The sequence below is a fragment of the Roseixanthobacter pseudopolyaromaticivorans genome (assembly GCF_043195145.2).
GTDB lineage: Bacteria > Pseudomonadota > Alphaproteobacteria > Rhizobiales > Xanthobacteraceae > NCEH01.
Genome location: NZ_CM195539.1, coordinates 1,786,535 through 1,805,671 on the forward strand (window position 1 = coordinate 1,786,535; position 19,137 = coordinate 1,805,671).

Annotated in this window: 16 protein-coding genes and 1 tRNA gene; 10 read left to right on the top strand and 7 right to left on the bottom strand. The window is 62.9% G+C overall.

The genetic code is table 11. The features are described 5' to 3' along the window. Window positions 1–102 precede the first annotated feature (102 nt). Together V5F68_RS08610 and V5F68_RS08615 are read right to left on the bottom strand one after the other, a co-directional pair. Window positions 103–1,653, bottom strand: a complete 1,551-nt coding sequence (locus V5F68_RS08610; protein ID WP_394012047.1) for a hypothetical protein — start codon at window positions 1,651–1,653, stop codon at window positions 103–105. A 259-nt stretch (window positions 1,654–1,912) separates the two neighbouring features. After that, window positions 1,913–2,896 (bottom strand): class I SAM-dependent methyltransferase, encoded by a 984-nt coding sequence (locus tag V5F68_RS08615; RefSeq protein ID WP_394012048.1) that lies wholly within the window; start codon window positions 2,894–2,896, stop codon window positions 1,913–1,915. Between the two features lie 435 nt (window positions 2,897–3,331). Here V5F68_RS08615 and V5F68_RS08620 point away from each other — a divergent pair, with 435 nt between their 5' ends. The 4 genes from V5F68_RS08620 to V5F68_RS08635 all read left to right on the top strand — a co-directional run bounded on the left by V5F68_RS08620 (window position 3,332) and on the right by V5F68_RS08635 (window position 7,688). Next, complete coding sequence (locus tag V5F68_RS08620) at window positions 3,332–4,624, top strand: FkbM family methyltransferase (protein WP_394012050.1); 1,293 nt, start codon at window positions 3,332–3,334, stop codon at window positions 4,622–4,624. Window positions 4,625–4,669: 45 nt separating this feature from the next. Next, complete coding sequence (locus V5F68_RS08625) at window positions 4,670–6,250, top strand: glycosyltransferase family protein (protein WP_394012052.1); 1,581 nt, start codon at window positions 4,670–4,672, stop codon at window positions 6,248–6,250. Next, window positions 6,247–7,251, top strand: coding sequence for a hypothetical protein (locus tag V5F68_RS08630; RefSeq protein ID WP_394012054.1), 1,005 nt, complete (start codon window positions 6,247–6,249; stop codon window positions 7,249–7,251). Before V5F68_RS08625 ends, V5F68_RS08630 begins: the two co-directional genes overlap by 4 nt. Before the next feature lie 143 nt (window positions 7,252–7,394). Beyond that, the gene (locus tag V5F68_RS08635; RefSeq protein ID WP_394012056.1) at window positions 7,395–7,688 is read left to right on the top strand and encodes a hypothetical protein; all 294 of its coding nucleotides are present in this window, start codon (window positions 7,395–7,397) and stop codon (window positions 7,686–7,688) included. Window positions 7,689–7,961: 273 nt separating this feature from the next. Here the strand turns inward: V5F68_RS08635 and V5F68_RS08640 are convergent. Then, window positions 7,962–8,036 (bottom strand) — tRNA-Val (locus V5F68_RS08640). Window positions 8,037–8,146: 110 nt separating this feature from the next. Continuing rightward, window positions 8,147–8,833: a phosphoglycolate phosphatase gene (gene gph / locus V5F68_RS08645; protein WP_394012058.1), complete on the bottom strand. Its 687-nt coding sequence runs from the start codon at window positions 8,831–8,833 to the stop codon at window positions 8,147–8,149. 127 nt (window positions 8,834–8,960) lie between these two features. Here gph and V5F68_RS08650 point away from each other — a divergent pair, with 127 nt between their 5' ends. The 3 genes from V5F68_RS08650 to V5F68_RS08660 all read left to right on the top strand — a co-directional run bounded on the left by V5F68_RS08650 (window position 8,961) and on the right by V5F68_RS08660 (window position 10,756). After that, window positions 8,961–9,410 (top strand): hypothetical protein, encoded by a 450-nt coding sequence (locus V5F68_RS08650; RefSeq protein ID WP_394012060.1) that lies wholly within the window; start codon window positions 8,961–8,963, stop codon window positions 9,408–9,410. A gap of 97 nt (window positions 9,411–9,507) precedes the next feature. Then, window positions 9,508–10,212 carry a ribose-5-phosphate isomerase RpiA gene (gene rpiA / locus V5F68_RS08655; RefSeq protein ID WP_394012062.1) on the top strand — a complete coding sequence of 235 codons (705 nt, stop codon included), beginning with the start codon at window positions 9,508–9,510 and terminating at the stop codon, window positions 10,210–10,212. Window positions 10,213–10,234: 22 nt separating this feature from the next. Next, a complete protein-coding gene (locus tag V5F68_RS08660) occupies window positions 10,235–10,756 on the top strand; it encodes a DUF2059 domain-containing protein (RefSeq protein WP_394012064.1) in 522 nt (173 codons plus the stop codon). A 24-nt stretch (window positions 10,757–10,780) separates the two neighbouring features. Here V5F68_RS08660 and V5F68_RS08665 read toward each other — a convergent pair whose 3' ends face one another. Next, window positions 10,781–12,931, bottom strand: coding sequence for a glycosyltransferase family 2 protein (locus V5F68_RS08665; RefSeq protein ID WP_394012066.1), 2,151 nt, complete (start codon window positions 12,929–12,931; stop codon window positions 10,781–10,783). A gap of 175 nt (window positions 12,932–13,106) precedes the next feature. On the opposite strand from V5F68_RS08665, the gene gor reads away from it, so the two are divergent. The 3 genes from gor (at window position 13,107) to V5F68_RS08680 (ending at window position 15,277) form a co-directional block, all read left to right on the top strand. Beyond that, window positions 13,107–14,468: a glutathione-disulfide reductase gene (gene gor, locus V5F68_RS08670; RefSeq protein WP_394012068.1), complete on the top strand. Its 1,362-nt coding sequence runs from the start codon at window positions 13,107–13,109 to the stop codon at window positions 14,466–14,468. A 94-nt stretch (window positions 14,469–14,562) separates the two neighbouring features. Then, entirely contained in the window at window positions 14,563–14,955 is a 393-nt protein-coding gene (locus tag V5F68_RS08675; protein ID WP_394012070.1) for a hypothetical protein, read from the top strand. Between the two features lie 25 nt (window positions 14,956–14,980). Next, window positions 14,981–15,277 (top strand): hypothetical protein, encoded by a 297-nt coding sequence (locus tag V5F68_RS08680; protein ID WP_394012072.1) that lies wholly within the window; start codon window positions 14,981–14,983, stop codon window positions 15,275–15,277. Window positions 15,278–15,331: 54 nt separating this feature from the next. On the opposite strand, the gene V5F68_RS08685 is transcribed toward V5F68_RS08680, so the two are convergent. Together V5F68_RS08685 and V5F68_RS08690 are read right to left on the bottom strand one after the other, a co-directional pair. Then, a complete protein-coding gene (locus tag V5F68_RS08685; RefSeq protein ID WP_394012074.1) occupies window positions 15,332–16,582 on the bottom strand; it encodes a multidrug effflux MFS transporter in 1,251 nt (416 codons plus the stop codon). A 138-nt stretch (window positions 16,583–16,720) separates the two neighbouring features. Continuing rightward, window positions 16,721–18,934 (bottom strand): transglycosylase SLT domain-containing protein, encoded by a 2,214-nt coding sequence (locus V5F68_RS08690; RefSeq protein WP_394012076.1) that lies wholly within the window; start codon window positions 18,932–18,934, stop codon window positions 16,721–16,723. Window positions 18,935–19,137: the final 203 nt, after the last annotated feature.

The window sequence follows — 19,137 nt, forward strand, 5'->3', positions numbered from 1 at the left end:
CCCAGATCTAAGGCGGATCGCTCTTAGCACATCCCTTTGTCGCTGTGACGGCCGCGCTTGTTGTTTAGAACTGCAGCCGGAAGGGGTGGTCGTTAAGGGCGTTCAATCCAAGGGCGATCTATGTTCGAAATATGACTGGTACGGGCGTTGGTCACCTCCAAATAAAGTTTCGGTCCTTGATGCTGAGATCGCCCAATTCAAAAGATCTTTCGCCCGCGTCGGACTTTCGACTTGGAAGGCCTCAACCAGATCGGCACGCGTGAAATACAATTGCCATAAGGCTTCTAGCGGCCCGCGGGCATCCGGATTTTTTGCGATAATTTGATTATACAATTCTGGAAAGGTCGCCATTCTCACTACGCGCTCTGGCAAAGGCTGGGCGCACAGCGGTTTCAGGATAGGTAATGTAGATTCAACCAAGGAGATAAAATCTAAAGATCCTATGTTTACGCGTGTCGCATATTCGAGGGAAGTCGTGGGTGTGCAGGTGATGACCAGTGCAACTTGCTGGCGATCCCTAAATGAAGCGGCAAATTTGACGGCGTAGGGTACGGCGACAACCCAGCTGGCCAGCACATAAACGGCGGGGAGCACCATGATGGCAGAGCCGGACACCATCGTTTGGTTCATCGACCAGAGTGCTATCCCGAGCAGCATGGGGATGAGCAATGGCGCCGCGTGGAAGCTGAACAACGCCCAGGGCAGGCCATATTGAAAACGGCCCAAACTGAATGCTGCGATCATCAAGAGCGACGCACCAACTAGGACCAGGGCGACTCGGTCCACGACGCTCAAATCGAAAACCTTGCGCGCTACTGACACGCAGAGAGTGGCGGCGCATGCCAAGATGCCGAGGCCCAACAAGAAAGAGGCTGTAGGGTCACGCAAGCCGAAGGTGCCCCCAATGACGCTGATCGTATACATTGCTATCGCGGGGGCCTGCTGCAGCGATACATGTGTACTGTCGGCCGACGAGCGTAAGGACGCGGCGATCATGATTACAAACACTGCGAGGCTGAGGATGATCAGGGCAAGGCGGTACGGCGCAGTTTTTTTGAGCGCCAGGTGGAGCGCTAGCGTGGGAAGCAGAAAAAAGCCTTGAAATGAACAGAAACAGGCGAGTAACGCGAAAAAAGGCGTTAATACGATCCATTTTCCAGAGCGCTCTACTAAGTATAAATTTAGAAATAAAAACAGGGTAACCAAGAACCAGCTAAGTTCAAAAGCCCATAATATATGTTTTATTTGGGTAGGTTGAAAAATCAATAAAACTATTATGATAGGCAGTGCCAAATTTAAGCGCCCCTCAAATGATTTTCTAACAGTAAAGTATATTAAAATAGAAGATAAAAAGAGACAAAAAAGGCTACATAAAACGATTTTAGTATAATCAATTCCATAAAAATGAAAAATAGCTGCCGAAATAACCGAAAAAAGACCTACAAAATGAGGTCCATTCCGAGTAAAAAATAACATATTAAAAACAGTGTTTGTCTTGGATATATATAATTCATCATACCATTTTGCAATATTAAAATCATCAATATATGGCCAATTGAATTTATAGACGCTAATAAATAGAAATATCAAAGTGAATCCCAAAGAAAGTGCTAAATATGGATAACATTTTCTCAAAAATATTCGGTAATACATAGCGTGCCTGCAGTATATATAAAGATATCGAATTATTTATATAATTGCAGGGCGTATGTAAAGCGGTGCGCAGGGGGCTTTGGCTGGCACGCTGCCACCAAGCTCAAACATTATATGACACGCGAAATCCGAGAGCGATTCGCCTCAGCTCTCTGGCGTCCGCACGTCCCACGCAGCTCTTTTCCCCAGCGCCTTCTGTGCTAAGCAAGCACCTCAGGCCGCTGTCAGTCAGGCGCTCTGATAGGCATGGTAGCGCAGTTCAACTACGAAAGACGATGCCGCTTTCCATGGTTGCTTCCCCCTTCAGGTCATCGGAGAAGCACACGTCGAAAGTGTCGATGATTTCCCAGGCCCAGTCGGGCAGGGCGGTGGAATCGAGGTCGCCCATGCCGAGGAGATTGGTGGCTGCGCTGCGATACTGTGACTGGGTGGGATACATGGGCACTACCTCGGCGGAGGCGAAGCCGGCCTCGCGCGCCGCATCCTGGATATAAGTGCGCGTGAACAGCCATTTGTCGTCGAGGTGGGGATAGATGGATGCGGTCTTGTCGCGTCCGGCCCGCACCTCATAATCAAGCATCATGCGCTTCATGAAAGCGACCGCATCTCCGTTCACGACCTCACCGGTCGCCTCGGCCCGGGAAATTATGGTGCTGAATGCAGCGCGCAGAACGCTATAGCCCTCGAACGGCTCAATGAACACGGCGATGCCACCCGGCTTTAACGCGCGATGGGCCGCCTTCAGGCACGCGACAGGGTCTATCAGGTGGTGCAGAATCGCGCCGCCGATCACGATGTCCGCCGAGCCCGCCTTGAAGAAATCGCGCATCGCGTCGGTGCAGACGCAGGCGACCTGATCCTGTAGCCCGGCGGAGGCGACATAGGCCTGCAGAAGACGCAGAAGCTGCGGGGACAAATCCGTGCCGACGATGCGGCAGCCAGGGAACAGTTCAAGAAATGGGATGACGGTGTTCACCCCGGACCCGGTCCCGATGTCCAGGATGTTCAGATTTTCACCATGCGGCCTTCCGGTCTGGGCAAATATCCGAGTAAACATGTCGAGCCAATGCGACGATGCAGCATATCTGTTGTGATAGACCTCGGCATTTTCTAAGAATTGCTGTGTAATCCCGACCTTTTGAGTCCCCATTTCGGGCGCCGGTACGAAAATACCAGCATAATTCTCGCTTTCTGTCTGGAGATCCACGAGCGGAACTGTAAAATAGGAATGTATATCGAGCATTGCAAAAGACGTCCCATGAAGGGGGAATTTTGAAAATCGGAGGTATAATAATCATGTCACCCGTCGAATGTCCGACGGCAAATGATTGAGGTCATTTTGCATCATTATTGAATTTCGTGGCGCATAGGAAACGGAATTGGACGCGAACGCAACACCAAATCTCTTGATAAAAAACGGAGGAAAACAATCTTAAGCTTAAGCGTAAACGCCCGTCGTCATCCTAAAATGGGCGCTGGATTGGATAAATATTGAGCGCAGTCGGCGCGGTGCCGCGGTTCATCGGGCGCGGATTAATGAAGATCGGGGGGATTTAACGACATTTCGTTCGCGATTGCTCCGTGTGCGCCCACCTACGCTTGAAGCCGGCGGGAGCGGGCCTTATAGCTCTGTGTTGTGAATCTAAGGCCGGGGCGCGGCAGCATTTCGGGTATGGGTATGAAAAATCTCGATTGCCGTTACGGTACTGTTTGTCTTCCCTCCAGTGCTGATGACATTATTGGTCGGTTTATCAGCTATTATGGCGAGTGGGCCTGGCTAGAAAGTGTGTTCGTCTCTTCCATAATACAGCCGGGTGCGCGCATCCTCGATCTCGGCGCCTTTATTGGTACGTTCACCATGGGCCTCGCGCAGCAGGCGGACTTGAGCTTTGCTTGCCTGGTAGAGGCCAATCCTCAGTCTTCCACGCTGCTGGAAGCCAATCTCAAAACGAATCTTTCCGTCCCCTACCGGCGGATTGAGGCTCTGGTGGCTGGCAGGGAGTCTTTGCTGACCTCCGGCCGGGCCGACCCATCGAACATGGGAGGGACGAGCTATCTGCCTGATGCAGAGGGCGAAACGCCAGTCGCGCCCCCTCCGACGGTCGTCACGCTCGATGAACTCGTTGCGGAGTTTGGCCCCTTCGATCTCGTCAAAATGGATGTGGAGGGGATGGAGCTGGACATCCTCCGCGGCAGTCCCTCTGCCCTGACCTCCGAAGCTGTTTTCTGGATCGAGTGCAACGAAGCCCCGGCGGTATTTTCGCTCGCTGAACTGTTGCTCACCTCCGGTCGGCCGGTCTGGTATTTCGCTTGGTCTGCGCACAATCCAAACAATTATGCCGGGCAAGTCGAGCCTATTTTTCCTTATGCCTATGAGGCGGGTCTCCTCGTGGGAGTGCACAATGTGGCGCTCCCTGAGGCACTGAAGGATGCGGCCTGCATATTGTTGCGCATTGAATCGCTGGTGGACTTGCAGCGTGCCATGTGGCGGACGCCTCGCTGGGGTGAGCGCGAATGGCTGGACCTGCCGAAGGAGCAATTGGTCGGCGTCCTCAGTCATCGTTCGCAGGGGCTCGCCGAAGACACATTCCTCATTTCACCACCTGAGCGCCTCGACGTTGCGGTCGACCTACCTGATGGTCCGGCCGTAGCAGATTCGAAGACGAAGCGGCGGGTTCGGCGCCTGGAAGCGGCATTGGCAGAAGGTGCTGAACGTCATGCCAAGACTGTAAGCACGCTCGCCCTGACCATTGATGATCTTCGTAACACCCTGGTGCAGATGCGTGAGCTTCTGGCAGAAGGGGGGCGCCGCGAAGCCGAGGCCGCCGGTCGCGAATCCGAGACTGCGGCAGAGGTACGTGCGCTTCAGGATCGAATTATCGAGATCCAGGTTCAAAACGAAGCTAGAATAGCTGAGCTTAAGAAAAAGCACGGAAAACTGCGGGCTTTGAGAAAAAGAATTGGGCTCTAGGGCAGGGATAGTATTGAGCACGAATTCACTCATTGGGTGGCAGTGATGTCAGATGATTATGAGCTATGCACGGTTCGCGAATATTTTGACAAAAAGTATTATCTAAGTATGTATCCGGATGTGGGGTCGCGTGAGGTTGAGCCTGTATTTCATTATTGTGAATATGGGTGGCGCGAGGGTCGTAATCCTTCGGCAGAGTTTGATACAACCTTCTATCTTGAGCGGTATGACGATATCCGGGCGGCCGGCATCAATCCATTTTATCATTATATTGTAGCCGGCAAATCGGAGGGGCGGATCGCGCGGAATCGCAGCGGCGCCTTGAAGTATCGGCTCGCGCATGCGCGGCCTCAGCGCGAAGTCGTGAAAGATTGGGTGATAGAGATCATTCCTCCCGCAAACGATGCCGAAGAAAAAGCCGCGGCCCTGTTGATTGAGAGGCGTCCTACCGTTGTTAGCGTTAGCCATGACGATTACCGTGTTAATTTCGGCGGCGTGCAAAACGTCATCGCGGACGAGCAAGGTGAATTGTCTGACGAGGTGAACTATATCCATCTGTCTCCGGCGCAGCCTTTGCCGAAATTGTCAGAGGAGACTGACGAGTTCATCTTCAGCGTCAGGATCAATGGTGCCGAAGCAGGGCGTCTCGATTTCGATCAATTGCAGAGGTTGCTAGGCCGGATGGTAACCTCGCAAGGGGCCCCGCGCTGGATCATTCACCATTTGATGGGGCATTCGCCTGAGATCCTCACACGGCTGATCGAATCTCAGCCCAGCGGGAAGATCTTTTTCTGGGCCCATGATTTCTTTGCCGCCTGTGAGAGCTACGCTCTTCTGCGCAACGACATCGTCTATTGTGCCGGCCCACCGCCCGATTCCATGGCGTGCGGAATCTGCGTACATGGGCGCGAACGCGGGGAGCATATGGCGCGGATCCGCGGTTTGCTCGACACGTTATCTCCGACCATCGTTGCGCCGTCTCGCGCGGCTTTGCGCGTTTGGGAACGCACGACCGGCTGTCGCTTTGAAAGCGTCGTTGTAAATCCGGGTGAGCTTTTCGTCTCCGCCGGCGAACAGCGACCCGAACCAAGGCTTCCGCTACGCGTTGGTTTTATTGGCACTCGGAGTTTTCATAAGGGCTGGGTAAGCTTCGAGGATCTGGCGCTCGCTCTTGCCGGGGACCGACGCTATCGCTTCTACGCCTTCTCCTCGGAGGCGGAAGGGGCGCACGGCAGCCGAATTGAACACGTTCCCGTCCGGGTCACTTCGGAAGATCGAAATGCCATGGTGGATGCGCTCCTTATCCACGGCATCGATGTGGTGGTGTCGTGGTCGATTTGGCCGGAGACATTCTGCTTCACGGTGCATGAGGCGATTGCTGCAGGTGCATTCATCGTTGCCCGATTCGGGGAAGGGAATGTGGGCGACGCCATCAAGCAGTTTGCCAGGGATTGCTCGGTCGAGTTGAGCAGCGACGCGGATCTGAACCATCTGTTCAAATCGGGCAAGCTGGTGACCATTGTGCGGGATTCGCCGCGCCGCTATGGCGCCCTCGTACCGTCCATGGGCAGTGCGGATCTCATAGATACCGATCCGATGGCAGAGTTGTCGGGGGGGATCGCGTGAGAACGGCATTTTTTACAAGTGCGTCCTTCGCCTATCTGGACCGTGCGCGCGTCCTCTTTCAGACTCTGCGCGTCGCGCATCCGGACTGGGAGATCTGGATGTGCATGGTCGATGAAGAACCCGCGGGTTTCGTTTTCGACGCTGAGGCGGAGGGGATCCATCATCTGGTCTGGGCGCGCGATCTGGGCATTCCCAATTTCCTATCCTGGGCGTTTCAGCACGACGTTGTGGAGCTTTGCACCGCGGTAAAGGGGGCGATGCTTTGCCGGATGCTCGATGAGGGTATTGGCAAGGTCATCTATCTGGATCCGGACATCGCCGTTTTCTCGCCGCTCACTGAGGCCGTTGACCTGCTGGGCCGCCACAGCATCGTGTTGACCCCGCATCAGATCGATCCCGACACGGATCGCGCCGCAATCATGGACAATGAGATCGGCTCGCTGAAGTATGGAATTTTCAATCTCGGGTTCGTCGCTGTCGCCAACACCAGCGAAGGGCTGCGGTTTGCTGAATGGTGGCGGGACCGGCTGCTGGATTTCTGCTTCGACGACGTTCCCGGCGGGCTCTTCACGGATCAGAAATGGTGCAACCACGTGCCGGTGTTCTTCCCGTCCACGGCGATCCTGCGTCATAAGGGCTACAATGTCGCCAGTTGGAACCTGAGCCAGCGCAAGCTCACCATCAGTCCCGAGGGCGACATCCTCTCGGGCGGAGACGTGCTGCGCTTCTACCATTTCACCAAGGTCACGCACGTCGGCATGATCATGATCGAGCGCTATTCCGAAGGGGAGACCGCCATCTTCGAACTGGTCAAGTGGTACAAGGACACGCTGCGGCGCCATGCCGTTCAGGGTCTCCCGCCGCGCTGGTGGAAATATGGAAATTATGACTCTGGCCAGCCCATCTCGCGCGAGGATCGGCTGAACCACCGGACTGCAATTGGGGCGAAACACGCGGCGCTGAACCCGTTCGCGTCGGAGAAACCCCTGTCGACTGCTTAGGCGGGCGGGTTCTTGGCGGACTGCGTGGTCTGCGCTCTGATCCGCTCCGCTCCGCTCTGCGTCTCGTTGGAACTGCGAGGCTCACACCGGCTTGTTGAGCGCGGAGGGTCAGAGTCATGCCGCACCTCCGGGAGGATACGCCCGTGAACAGAATAGGTCTGAGCCTGCTGCTTTTGTGCGCCGGGGTCTCGGCGGCGTGCGCGCGCCCGGCGAGCTATAAAATGTCATGCGCCGCCACGGCGGGGCTGGTGCAAAGCCGTGGTGCCGCTTTGCTCGACACCTCGCCCACCACGTTCGATCGCTACGTCCGGGACATTACCTTCTGCATGCCGGGCGAAGCGCTGCGGCCGGAATGGGTGCGCACCCGCGATAATCCCCAATGCTTCGTGGGGTACACCTGCTATGAGCCGGAACGGGACCGGAGGTGGGGATGGTGAGACGGGGCATTGGCGCTGTCTCACCAAAAATGTTTCACGTGAAACAATGGCTTAGCGCGGACGAACATTGGTTTTGTGGTGCTTCGCGCCGGCTTTTCGGCGGTTGAAACCGCGATTTCGGCCGAGTTCACGCGAATGAATCCGCCACGCGCCGGGGGGCGCCTGCCAGTGAAAAGGAACGCGGAGCGGAGACGGCCGGCCTTGCCAAGCACACAGCCGCGGGCCGCGTGGGCTCGTGCGCGGAGAGGATCAGCGGAATGGGGGGAAGAAGAATGGTGGTCGATGTAGGGATTGAACCTACGACCCCTCCCGTGTGAAGGGAGTGCTCTCCCGCTGAGCTAATCGACCGGCCATTTCGTTTGCCGTCTGGCAGGAGGCAGCGATTTAGTGCCGCCACGCGGGGGTGTCAAGGGCAGGGCGACCTATCCACAGGCCGAGGCGCCGCGCCCAAGCCGCGTTCACCGCGCCGGCTGGCGCAGCAGATCGCGCACCGCGCCTTGCAACTGGTCGAAATGATGGATCAGGAGGTCGGCTCCGAGCTCCGCGGGCGCGACCTCCGTATAGCCGAACGAAACGGCGATCACCGGCACTCCGGCCGCCTTGGCGGTGGCGACGTCGGTCGCGCTGTCGCCGACCATCAGCCCGAATCCGCCGTCGGCGCCAGCCGCCGCGAAGGTGGACAGCAGGGGGAGGGGGTCGGGCTTCGGCTTTGCGTAGGTGTCCGCCCCGGTGATGGCGACGAAGCGGCGCGTCAGGTCGAGCCGGTCCAGCAGCAGGCGGGCGAGGCGCTCCAGCTTGTTGGTGCACACCGCAAGCAGGGCGCCTTCCCCTTCGAGCGCGTCCAGCGCCTCCAGGAGGCCGGGGAAGGGCCGGGAATGGTCGGCGATATGTTCGGCATAATGGGTGATGAAGCGCCCCGTCAGGGCGTCCAGGTCGTCCTTGGGGGCAACGATGCCGTTATGCTCCAGCGCCCGCACGATCAGCATGCGCGCGCCGCCGCCGATCATGTTGCGGGTGGCGTCGCGGTCCACCGGGGCGATGGAATAATCGGCCAGCACCGCATCCAGGGTCGCCAGCAGGTCGGGCGCGGTATCGACCAGCGTGCCGTCGAGGTCGAAGGCGATGACGGGGCGCGGCTGCGGCATGGGAACAATCCTTGCGGGGGTCGGCATTTCTTGGCTGTCTGCCCCCCTGCCTACAATCCTGCCGCTTTTCATGTCCAGCGTCGCCTGCACATGGCGCCCCTGCGGCGCGGCGCGAAGGAGACGAGAGATGGTCGAACGGTCTGGACGCGGCAGGGGCATTCCGGGGCGCAGGATCTTGCAGGCCGCCTGCCTTTCGGCGGGCGCGCTGTGCGGCACGGCGGCCCTGGCGCAAACCGGGCCGGGTGCGGGCAATTACGCCTTCGAGGCGCCGCCTTCCGCCCAGGCCAATCGCGTCTATTCGGTCAACCGGCAGACTGGCGAAGTCTCCGCCTGCCAGTTCGAGCGGCCGGACAGCGCGCTGGTGGGCATCACGCGTTGCTTCCCGAAGGGCGAGGGCGCGGGCGCCCAGAAGGCGGGGGTCTATTCCCTGGTCTCGGCGCGCTTTGCCGGAGAGACCGGCATTTTCCGCGTGAATGCGGACACGGGCGAGATGAGCGTGTGCTATGTGCGCGACGTCCCCAAGAGCGGCGGGGGCGGCGCGGAGCCCATGGTCCTGTGCACGCCGCAGGCAAAGTAGCCGTGAAGCCATCTGTCGCCGGTCTCCCCGCTTGTCCGCGGCGCCGATCAAGGCTAGCAACCGTTCAGCCAGCCAACGCCAGCCACCGGACGCCCCCATGGCCGATGCCGAAGACCTGAAGCGCGCCGCCGCCGCCCGCGCCCTCGAGTTCGTGACGGACGGCATGCGCCTTGGCCTAGGCACGGGCTCCACGGCGCGGCATTTCGTCGATCTGCTCGCGGTGCGCGTCCGCGCGGGGCTGAACGTGGTGGGCGTGCCCACCTCCGAGCAGACCCGTGCCCAGGCGCTGTCGCTCGGCGTGCCGCTCGCGACGCTCGACGAACTGCCGGAGCTGGATCTGTGCATCGACGGCGCGGACGAGGTCGGGCCCGATCTCGCCCTCATCAAGGGCGGCGGCGGGGCGCTGCTGCGCGAGAAGATCGTGGCCAGCGCCGCGCGCGAGATGGTGGTGATCGCCGACGCCTCCAAGCATGTGCCGGTGCTCGGCCGCTTTCCGCTGCCCATCGAGATTGTGGATTTCGGCGTGGGCGCCATTACGCTGCGCCTGGCGCGCGCGATGGCGGCCGCCGGCTGCCCCGGCGATCTGGTCCTGCGGCGGACCGGGGGGGAGACACCCTTCGTCACCGACCAGGGCAATGTCATTCTCGACGCCCATCTCGGCCGCATCCCCGATCCGGTGGGCCTCGCCCGCCGCATCGAGCAGGTGGCCGGCGTGGTGGAACACGGACTTTTCCTCGGCCTCGCGCGCCGCGTCATCCTGGCTGGTCCTGGCGGCATCGAGCTGCTCGAACGGTCTGCCTGAACCCAATCGAACGGAGAAGAATATGCGCCCCTCCTTTATCCAGTGCCTCGGTGCCGGCCTGTTCGCCCTCTCGCTCTCCGGTGGCTTCGCGTTCGCCCAGCAGGCCCAGCCTTTGACGGCCCAGCCCACCGCCGGGCAGATGCAGGCCGCCCGCGATCTCGTGAACGCCAATGGCGAGGCACATGCCTTCAACGGCGTGATCGCGAACCTGGTGGATGGCGCCGCGCTCGGCTTCCTGCAGACCAATCCCGATCTCGCGCCGCAATTGCGCGACGTGGCCGTCGCCCTGCGCCCGGAATTCGAGAAGCGCCAGGCCGAGATCATCGACATGGTCGCCACCTCCTATGCCCAGCGCTTCACCGAGGCGGAGCTGAAGGACGCGCTGGCGTTCTACAAGTCCCCCACCGGGCAGAAGCTGGTGAACGATCGCCCCGCCATCGTTCAGCAGGCGGTGCAGAACATCCAGGCCTGGAGCGCCAAGCTCAATTCGGACGCCATGGAGCGGATCCGCGTCGAGATGAAGAAGCGCGGCTACGATCTGTGATCTGAGCCTCTTCGGCGCGGCGCCTCAGGGCGTCGCGTGCGGCGGGGCGATGGCGTCGGTGCGGGGGGCCCGGCTGCCCTCCGGGCTCTTGGCGATTCCCGCGTGCAGGCTATTGCGCGCGAGATTCGGATTGTAGTGCGGGTCCACCAGCGTCGCGGTGTGCCAGAGCGCTTCCATGCGCGCCCGCTGCGCTTTGAGCCGCTCGCGATGGGCCTTGCTGCGCCGGCGCCCGCGCGAGGCGGATTCATGGTGCAGCAGCAGCGCGAACGGCGTCCACACCAGCTCGAACCCGCCGGCCCGCGCCCGCAGGCACAGGTCGATATCGTTGCAATCCTCGGCGAAGCGCACGGCATCGAGCGGGCCGATCTGGTCCCAGCACTGCCGGCTGATCATCAGGCAGGCGCCGGTGACCGCGCTGAGATTGTTGCGCGCATGCAGGCGCCCGAGATGGCCGGCCATGTCCTCGGCACCGTGGGAAAACCAGTGGGCGGCATAGCGGAACAGCCCGGCGATCACGCCCGCGTGCTGGAGGGTATGGTCGGGAAACAGCAGCTTCGCCCCGACGATGCCGGTCTGCGGCAAGGCAGCGAGCGAGACCATTTCGTGCAGCCAGCCGGGCTCCACCACTTCGATATCGTTGTTCAGCAGGCAGATCAGATCGCCCGACGCCGCGTCCACGCCGGCGTTGCAGATGCGCGGATAATTGAACCCGCCGTCATCGCGCACCACGATCGTACGCGGCCAGGCGGCCTTGATCTCCGCGAACAAGGCGAACGTTTCCAGCTCCACCGAACCGTTGTCGACAATGACGATCTCGAAATTGCGATAGGCCGTGTGCGTCACCAGGGAGCGCAGCGCCATCCCCATGAGATCGGCGCGATCGCGCGTCGGAATGACGAACGACACCAGCGGCGGCACATCCGGCAGGCGGTAGTGCGGGCGCAGCTTCAGATCGGCGCGGATCTCCACCGGGGCGCCGGTGGCATCCTCCAGCGCCCGGGCGGCCTCGCGGGCCTGATCGGGGGAGGAAAAGCCGGTCCAGCCGCCAGCGCCCTGCCGTCCATAGCCGACGCGCGGAATATGGCGGATGGCTGAGGGCGAAAGGGCGCCCGCCGCGCGCAGGAGCAGATCATAGCGCCACGCCAGGGGCAGATACGCCCGCGCGCCGCCGATGGCGCGGGCATGGGCCGTGCGCAGCGTGACGAGATCGCCGAAATAATCCACCGCCCGCAGGAGATGGCGGTTGAACGCCGGCTTGAAGACGCCGTCGAGGGGCGCGCCGGCCGCGTCCAGCGTCTCCTCGTCGGTATAGGCGAGCATGCAGTCGGCATGGGCCGCGAACGCCGCGCGGAGCATCGCCACCGCATCGCGGGTGGGGCGGCCGGAGGGATCGAGCAAGGCCAGCGTCTCGCCGCTCGCGGCGGCGAGAAGCGCATTGAAGGTGAGCGGCGCCGTTCCGGCATCGGCCAGCAGGCGCACGCGCGGTTCGCCCGTCAGTTGCGCCCGCGCGGCATCCTCCCCGGCGGGCAGGCCGATCAGCCATTCCCAATGGGGGTCGCTCTGCGCGCGCAGGGCGGCAAGGCAGGCGGCGAGATCTTCCGCGCGCGTGTCCGTGCCGAGCACGCTGAGGAACGAAAGGGTCGCTCCCGCAGGCGCCAGCGGCCCGGAGAAATCCTCCACATAGGCCTTGCGATAACGCCGGTAGCGCCGCGTCGCTTGGGCCTGCCGCGCGGGCGAATCCGCGAACAGCGAGGCGTGCATGCCGCGCAGGTCCCGCGCCGCGGCGCCGGCCGCCCGCCAGCGCCGGTGCGGGGGAAGGCCGGGAAAGCTGCCGTGGGCGAAGGCATGCAGCTTCAGCCACAATTTGCCGCGCGGATAGAGGCCCAGACGCAGCGCGGCCCCGTGCGTGACGGCGATTGTCGCGGTGCCGCGCGGCAGGAGGAGCGCGGCGACCGGCGCGGCGACGGTCGCATGGCCGAGCGGCGCGCCGCCGAAACCCAGAAAGGCGAGTTCCAGCGGCTCGGTGTCCCCGGGCGTCGCGCGGGCGATTTCCACCGCGAACACGCCTTCCTTGACGGCGAGGCGCGCGCGCCAGAGCCAGGGCAGGGAAAAGCGCCGGCCGCGTTCGGGAGCATCTTCGGCGCGAAGCCAGAGCGGGGAAATCTCTGCGGGCATCCGTGTGCGTTCTGCCTGGGTCGGCGGGGAGCGTTCCGCGTCTTGAAGCACCCCTGGCAGCGCCCCGCAAGCGTGGGTACAGCCATGCCGTGCGCGCGCTTGACGGCGCAGGCTGCGTGTCTACATCTCGGCAAGGCCGCGAAGGCCCAGCCGCGCAGGCCAACAGGAGCACGCCATGTCCGACACCGAAATCGATCTCTTCGTCATCGGTGGCGGGTCCGGCGGCGTGCGCGCCGCGCGAATCGCCGCCCAGCACGGCGCCAAGGTGATGCTGGCGGAAGAGTTCCGCATGGGCGGCACCTGCGTCATTCGCGGCTGCGTGCCGAAGAAGCTGCTGGTTTACGCCGGCCGCTATGCGCAGGACCTCAAGGACATGGAGGGCTTCGGCTGGAGCGTGGAGGGCGCGCGCTTCGACTGGCCGACCCTGATCGCCAACAAGGACCGCGAAATCGGCCGCCTGGAAGGCATCTATCGCCGCAATGCGGAAGCGGCGGGGGTGACGATCGTTGCATCGCGTGCGGTGGTCGAGGGGCCCAACACCGTGCACATCCTCGCCACCGGCGAGCGGGTGCGGGCGAAATATATCCTCATCGCCACCGGCGCCCATCCCGCGCTCGGCCCCTCGATTCCCGGCTGCGAACTGGCCATCACCTCGAACGAGGCCTTCCATCTCCCGGCGCTGCCGAAGCGCATCCTGATCCAGGGCGGCGGCTATATCGCGGTGGAATTCGCGGGCATGTTCAACGCGCTCGGCTGCGAGGTCACGCTGGTGCAGCGGGCCGAGGTGATTCTGCGCGGCTTCGACGATGAGATCCGCGCCCATCTCGCGAAGGAGATGGAGCAGGCCGGCGTTCGCATGCTGTGTGGGCGCACGCTCACCTCCATCACGGCGGTGGAAGGCGGCAAGCGGGTTCGCCTCTCGGACGACACCGAGGTGGAGGTGGACGAGGTGATGCTGGCCATCGGCCGCGTGCCCAACACGCGCAACCTGGGCCTGGAAACCGCAGGCGTCGAGCTGGACCAAGTGGGCGCCGTGAAGGTGAACGCCCATTCCGCCACCAATATTGCCTCCGTCTATGCGGTCGGTGACGTGACCAACCGCATCAACCTGACGCCGGTCGCCATTCGCGAAGGGCACGCCTTCGCCGATACCGTTTTCGGCAACAAGCCCTGGCAGGTGGATCATTCGCTGATCGCCACCGCCGTGTTCAGCGAGCCGGAGATCGGCACCGTGGGTCTCTCGGAGGCTGCCGCGCGTAAGGCCGGCTATACGCTCGACATCTACAAGACCGATTTTCGCCCGCTCAAGGCGACGCTCTCGGGCAATCCGGCGCGCACTTTCATGAAGCTGGTGGTGGATGCGCAGACCGACCGGGTGCTCGGCTGCCACGTCCTCGGCGATGCGGCATCCGAGATGATCCAGCTTGCGGCGGTCGCCCTCGGCCTCGGCGCCACCAAGGCGGATTTCGACCGCACCGTCGCGGTTCATCCGACCTCGGCGGAGGAATTGGTGACGTTGCGGACGAAGGCGTCATAAACCGGCGCGCCGAGGCGAACCCGACGGGGCCTCAGGGCGTTGTCTGCGCGAGTCCTGCGGCCGTTCGCGCCGCGGGAAAGCCGGAGACAGCGCCATGACCCAGATTCCCCAGATCGATGTCGACAGCACGGGCCGGGCCCCGCTCTCCAGCAATGTGGACGAGCGCCGCGCCGCCGCGCCGCGTGTGGCCGAGGGCATCCGCGCGCTGCCGGCCAATTACCGCACCGTGTTCCACCACCAGATGGAAGCCGACCCGCAGGTGATGCTCGCTCTGTTCGATCTTGAGGACGCCGACACCTTGGCCTCGGTGATCCGCGACCAATCGGAAAGTGTGCTGCGCGCCGCCCGGCAGCTTAAGCGCGAGAGCGAGGTGATGCTCGATGTGCCCATGCCGCCGCTGCTGCGACAGATCGGTCTAGAAAACCTGCCGGCCTTCCCCAGAGACATGCTGGACGACTATTTTCGGGCAGTGCAAATAGAGGCGTAACACCGCACCACCCTGGAGTTTCCCCGTGCAGCGTCCCGCCGCCGTCCTGTTCGTCTGCGCGCTCGTCCTCGCGCCCACTTTCGCCTTCGCCGATCCCATCACCCCCGCCCAGGACAAGCCGGGCGCGGTGCTGCGGTATCAGCGGCTCGGCCCGGAGGATCGCCAAGCAACGCTGGAGGCCTTCACCGGCGCCAAGATCTCCAATCTCGGCGCGTTCGACAGCCTCGACGCGTGCACGCTGCGCGAGACCACCGAGGACGACGCCAGCCGCGCCAAGCTCGGCAAGACCATCGCGGATTGCCAGAAGGAACTCGGTAAATAATCCTCTCCCCGCCTGGGCGGGGAGAGAAACCGACCGGCGTGCCCGGGATGTCGGCTAGTGGCCGGGCGCGGTGCCGAACAGGCGCCAACGCTCGGCCCATAGCACCGCGAGCACGCCGAGCGCCCCGAGCAGGCAATAGCCGAGGCCGAGCGGCAGCACCGTGCCATCGAAGGCACGGCCGAAGGCCATGCCGAGCAGGGCCCCCATCAGCGTCGTGTAGAAACCCAGGAACGAGGAGGCGGTGCCCGCCACCGCGCCCAGGGGCTCCATGGCGATGGAGTTGAAATTGGGCACCGTCAGTGCGAACAGCGCCTGATTGAGCCCCACCAGCAGGCAGAACAGCAGCACCGGCGGACGCCCGTCGAAGCCCAGCGCCGCCGTCACCTGCAGCGCCCCCACCAAGGTGAAGCCGCACAACCCGAAATGGGACAGCCGCCGCATGCCCACCCGGTTCACCAGGCGGGCGTTGATGAAGGAGGCGACAGACATCACGCCCGCGATGGCGGCGAACGCCAGCGGGAACAGGCGCCCGAGGTGATAGACCTCGGTCTCGAAGATCTGCTGGGAGGAGCCCACATAGGCCATCAGGCAGCCGAGCATGAGGCCCATGGCATTGGCGTAGCCGAAGGAGCGCCGGTTCGTGACGGTCATCTTCAGGCCGGCGAAGATCGCCCGCATGGAAAACGGCACGCGATATTCCGGATGCAGTGTTTCCGGCATGCGCAGCGCGAACCAGGTGGCGAGGACGAGGCTCATCAGCAGCATGGCGCCGAAGATCATGTGCCAATTGCCGACCAGAAGGATCGCTCCGCCGGCCGCCGGCGCGACGATCGGTACCACCAGGAACACCATCATGGCGAACGACATGACCCGCGCCATGTCGCGCCCCTGGAAGCGGTCGCGCACGATGGCGACCGAAAGCACGCGCGCGGCCGCCGAGCCCATGCCTTGGATGGCGCGGGCGAACAGCAGCGTGTTGAAGCTCTCCGCCGTCATGGCGAGGACGCAGCCGCCGGCATACACCGCCAGCCCGATCATCAGCATGGTCTTGCGGCCGAACACGTCCGACAGCGTGCCGAACACGATCTGCATCACCGCGAAGCCGATCAGATAGGCGGAGATGATGAGCTGGAGGTCGTTCGCGTTCTGGACCGCGAAATGACGATGGATTGGCTCGAAGGCCGGCAAAAGATTATCGATGGAGAAGGCGGTCAGCCCCATCATCAGGGCAATAATTGCGACGAATTCGGTAAAGCCGGGTGCCGATGCGCCCGGCCGGGCCGGATCGCTCTTGCGGTTCATCATGGGAAAGGGCTCGAAATCGCGCCGTGCGACGGCGCAAGGGGAGGGCGTTCCGCCCGCTTCTAGGCGATCAGTGCGGGGAGTGCCCGCACTTTATTGTGTAAACGCACCGACGCCCCGGCGATCCCCTTTTGCTTTCGTTCAGCGCGTCGTGCCGCGCAAATCGGCTTCCAGCTGGAACTTGGAGGCGCCGCCGAACCGCACCTTGTAGACTTGGTAATTCTCCATCACCCGCTGCACGTAATTGCGGGTCTCGGAGAAGGGGATGCATTCCACCCAGTCCACCACGTCCACGTCCGGGTCGCGCGGATCACCATAGCGTTCGATCCATTTGCGCACGCTGCCGCGCCCGGCATTGTAGGCGGCGAACACCAGCACGTAATTGCCGCCGTAATTGCTGACCAACTCGCCAAGCTCGGCCGCACCGAACTGGACGTTGTAGGACTGGTCGCTCATCAGCCGCGCCTCGTTATAGGGCGCGCCGGTCTGCTTGGAAACTTCGCGGCCGGCGGCGGGCGTCACCTGCATGTAGCCCATGGCCTTGGCGCTGGAGAGCGTGCGCGGGTTGAACTGGCTCTCCTGCCGGGCCACCGCATAGATGACCGCCTTGTCCACCGGATTGCCGATGGAGGTGTAGGACGGCAGGCCGAAGGTGGGGAAGGACGCGGCATCGAGGGGATGCCCCTCCGCCGAGCCTTCCTTGCCGACCACGAGCACGCCGCGGGTGTCGTTATTGGCCTGGGCGAGTTCCGCCACCATGGCGAGATGGGTGGAATCCTCCATCCGCCAGGCGAGGTCATAATAGATGGTCAGCGGAATATCCCGCTCGCCGATAGCATAGAGCAGGCGGATGGCGCGCACCGGCTCAATGCGATCGAACGTGGCGCGGGCCTGGCCGGAGGCCTCCGGCTGGCGGCGCAGCGCCACCGGCGGCAGGCCGAGCCGCGCGCGGGACATCTGCCCATAATAGGTGGTGCTGAAGCGGGCCGCAGATTCATAGCGGGCGCGGGCAGTGCCCGTGTCGCCCATGGCCTCCGCCGCCCGGCCCTGCCAATAGGCGGCGCGGGCGAGCGTGATCGGGTGCTTCTGCTCGCTTTCCATGCGGGCGAAATGCTGGGCGGCGGTGCGCGGGTCCTTGAGGAAGCGCAGCGCGATCCAGCCGGCGGTGAATTCCTCCTCGGCGCGGTAATTGTCCGAGGTCGGCGTCGCGCCATGGGCGGCAACGCGATAGGCGGTCTTGAAATCCCCGTCGTCGAGCAACTCGCGCGACACCAGGCGGCGCTCGATCCACCATTCGTCAGCATCCCCCACGGCGGCACGCGTGTCGGGGGCGCTCAACAGCGCCTGGGCGGCCTCGGCCGGCTTCTGCGCGCGGCGGGCGAGCTGGGATTTCGCAAACAGATAGGCCGGGTCGTTGGCCAGCGTGAACGGCACGGCGGCGAGCAGCCTCGCGCCGTCGGACTCCTTGCGGGCGATGGCGAGGCGGGCCTGGGTGAGGGCCACCACGTCGGACCCCGCACGCGCTGCGGCGCGCATAGCACGCTCGGTATCGGGCTTGTAGCTGAACTTGTCGGCGCGCGCCTTGTGGTCCGCGCGGGTGAGGATGGTGCCGAATTCGCTCATCACCGTCTTTTCGACGGACTCGCTCAATTCATCCTCGCGCCACGCCTCGCGCACCAAAGCGGCGGTGGTGGTGCGGTCGCCGGAGGCGGCGAAAGCGCGGGCCAGGGCAATCTTGCCCTCGCCGGAAAGCGGGTCGGCTTCCGAGAAGAAGGCGCGGATCACGTCCGGGCTGCGGTTCTCAGCCAGCAGAACCCGTTCCGCGCGGCGGCGCAGGGTGTTCTGGGTGGGCCAGCCGGGCTTTTCCTTCAGGAACGCATTGATGCCATCGAAGCCGAGGTCGTTCGGCGCATTGCGGATGACCAGCCACGTCACGAGGTTCCGGGCCACGGGATCGCTCAGCTCGCGCGCCATCGCCAGGGCCTGGGTGCCCTGTCCGTTCTTGGCGGCGGTGACGGCCGAGCGCAGCTGGCCAAGTTCGCCCGAGAGCGAAACCGGCGGCGCGCCAGCGGGCGCGAGGGTGAGGGCGGCGCTCGCGGGCTTGGCATTCGGCTTCGAGGACGCGGCCTTCTTGGATTCGCCCTTCTTGCTCTCGGCCTTCTTCGAGTCGGTCTTCTTCTCCGCCTTTTTCGGATCGGTCTTCGCCTTGGACTCGGCCGGCTTGGCGGAGGTGGTCTTGGCGGCGGGCTTTGCGGGCGGCGAATCGGAGCTGTCGGATGCGGCCATCACCGGCGCGGCCCAGGCGAGCGCAATCGCCAAAGCGGTGCGGGAGATAAGGCGGTAGGCAGGCGACATGTTCGTTCCTCACGTCCTGGCAGGACTCAGTCGAGCCCGATGCCCCGCGACCGTGTTCGAGGCCGGATGTTTCGCCGTATTGTTCTCTATGTGCCTTGACGAAATGCTAAGCAGGCGAGGCCCAGGAGCCTCACGAAACCGGCAAAACGAGGGCCGCAGCCCGCGCCACCCTTTCCGGCCGGCTCGCAACAGTTTATCTGATG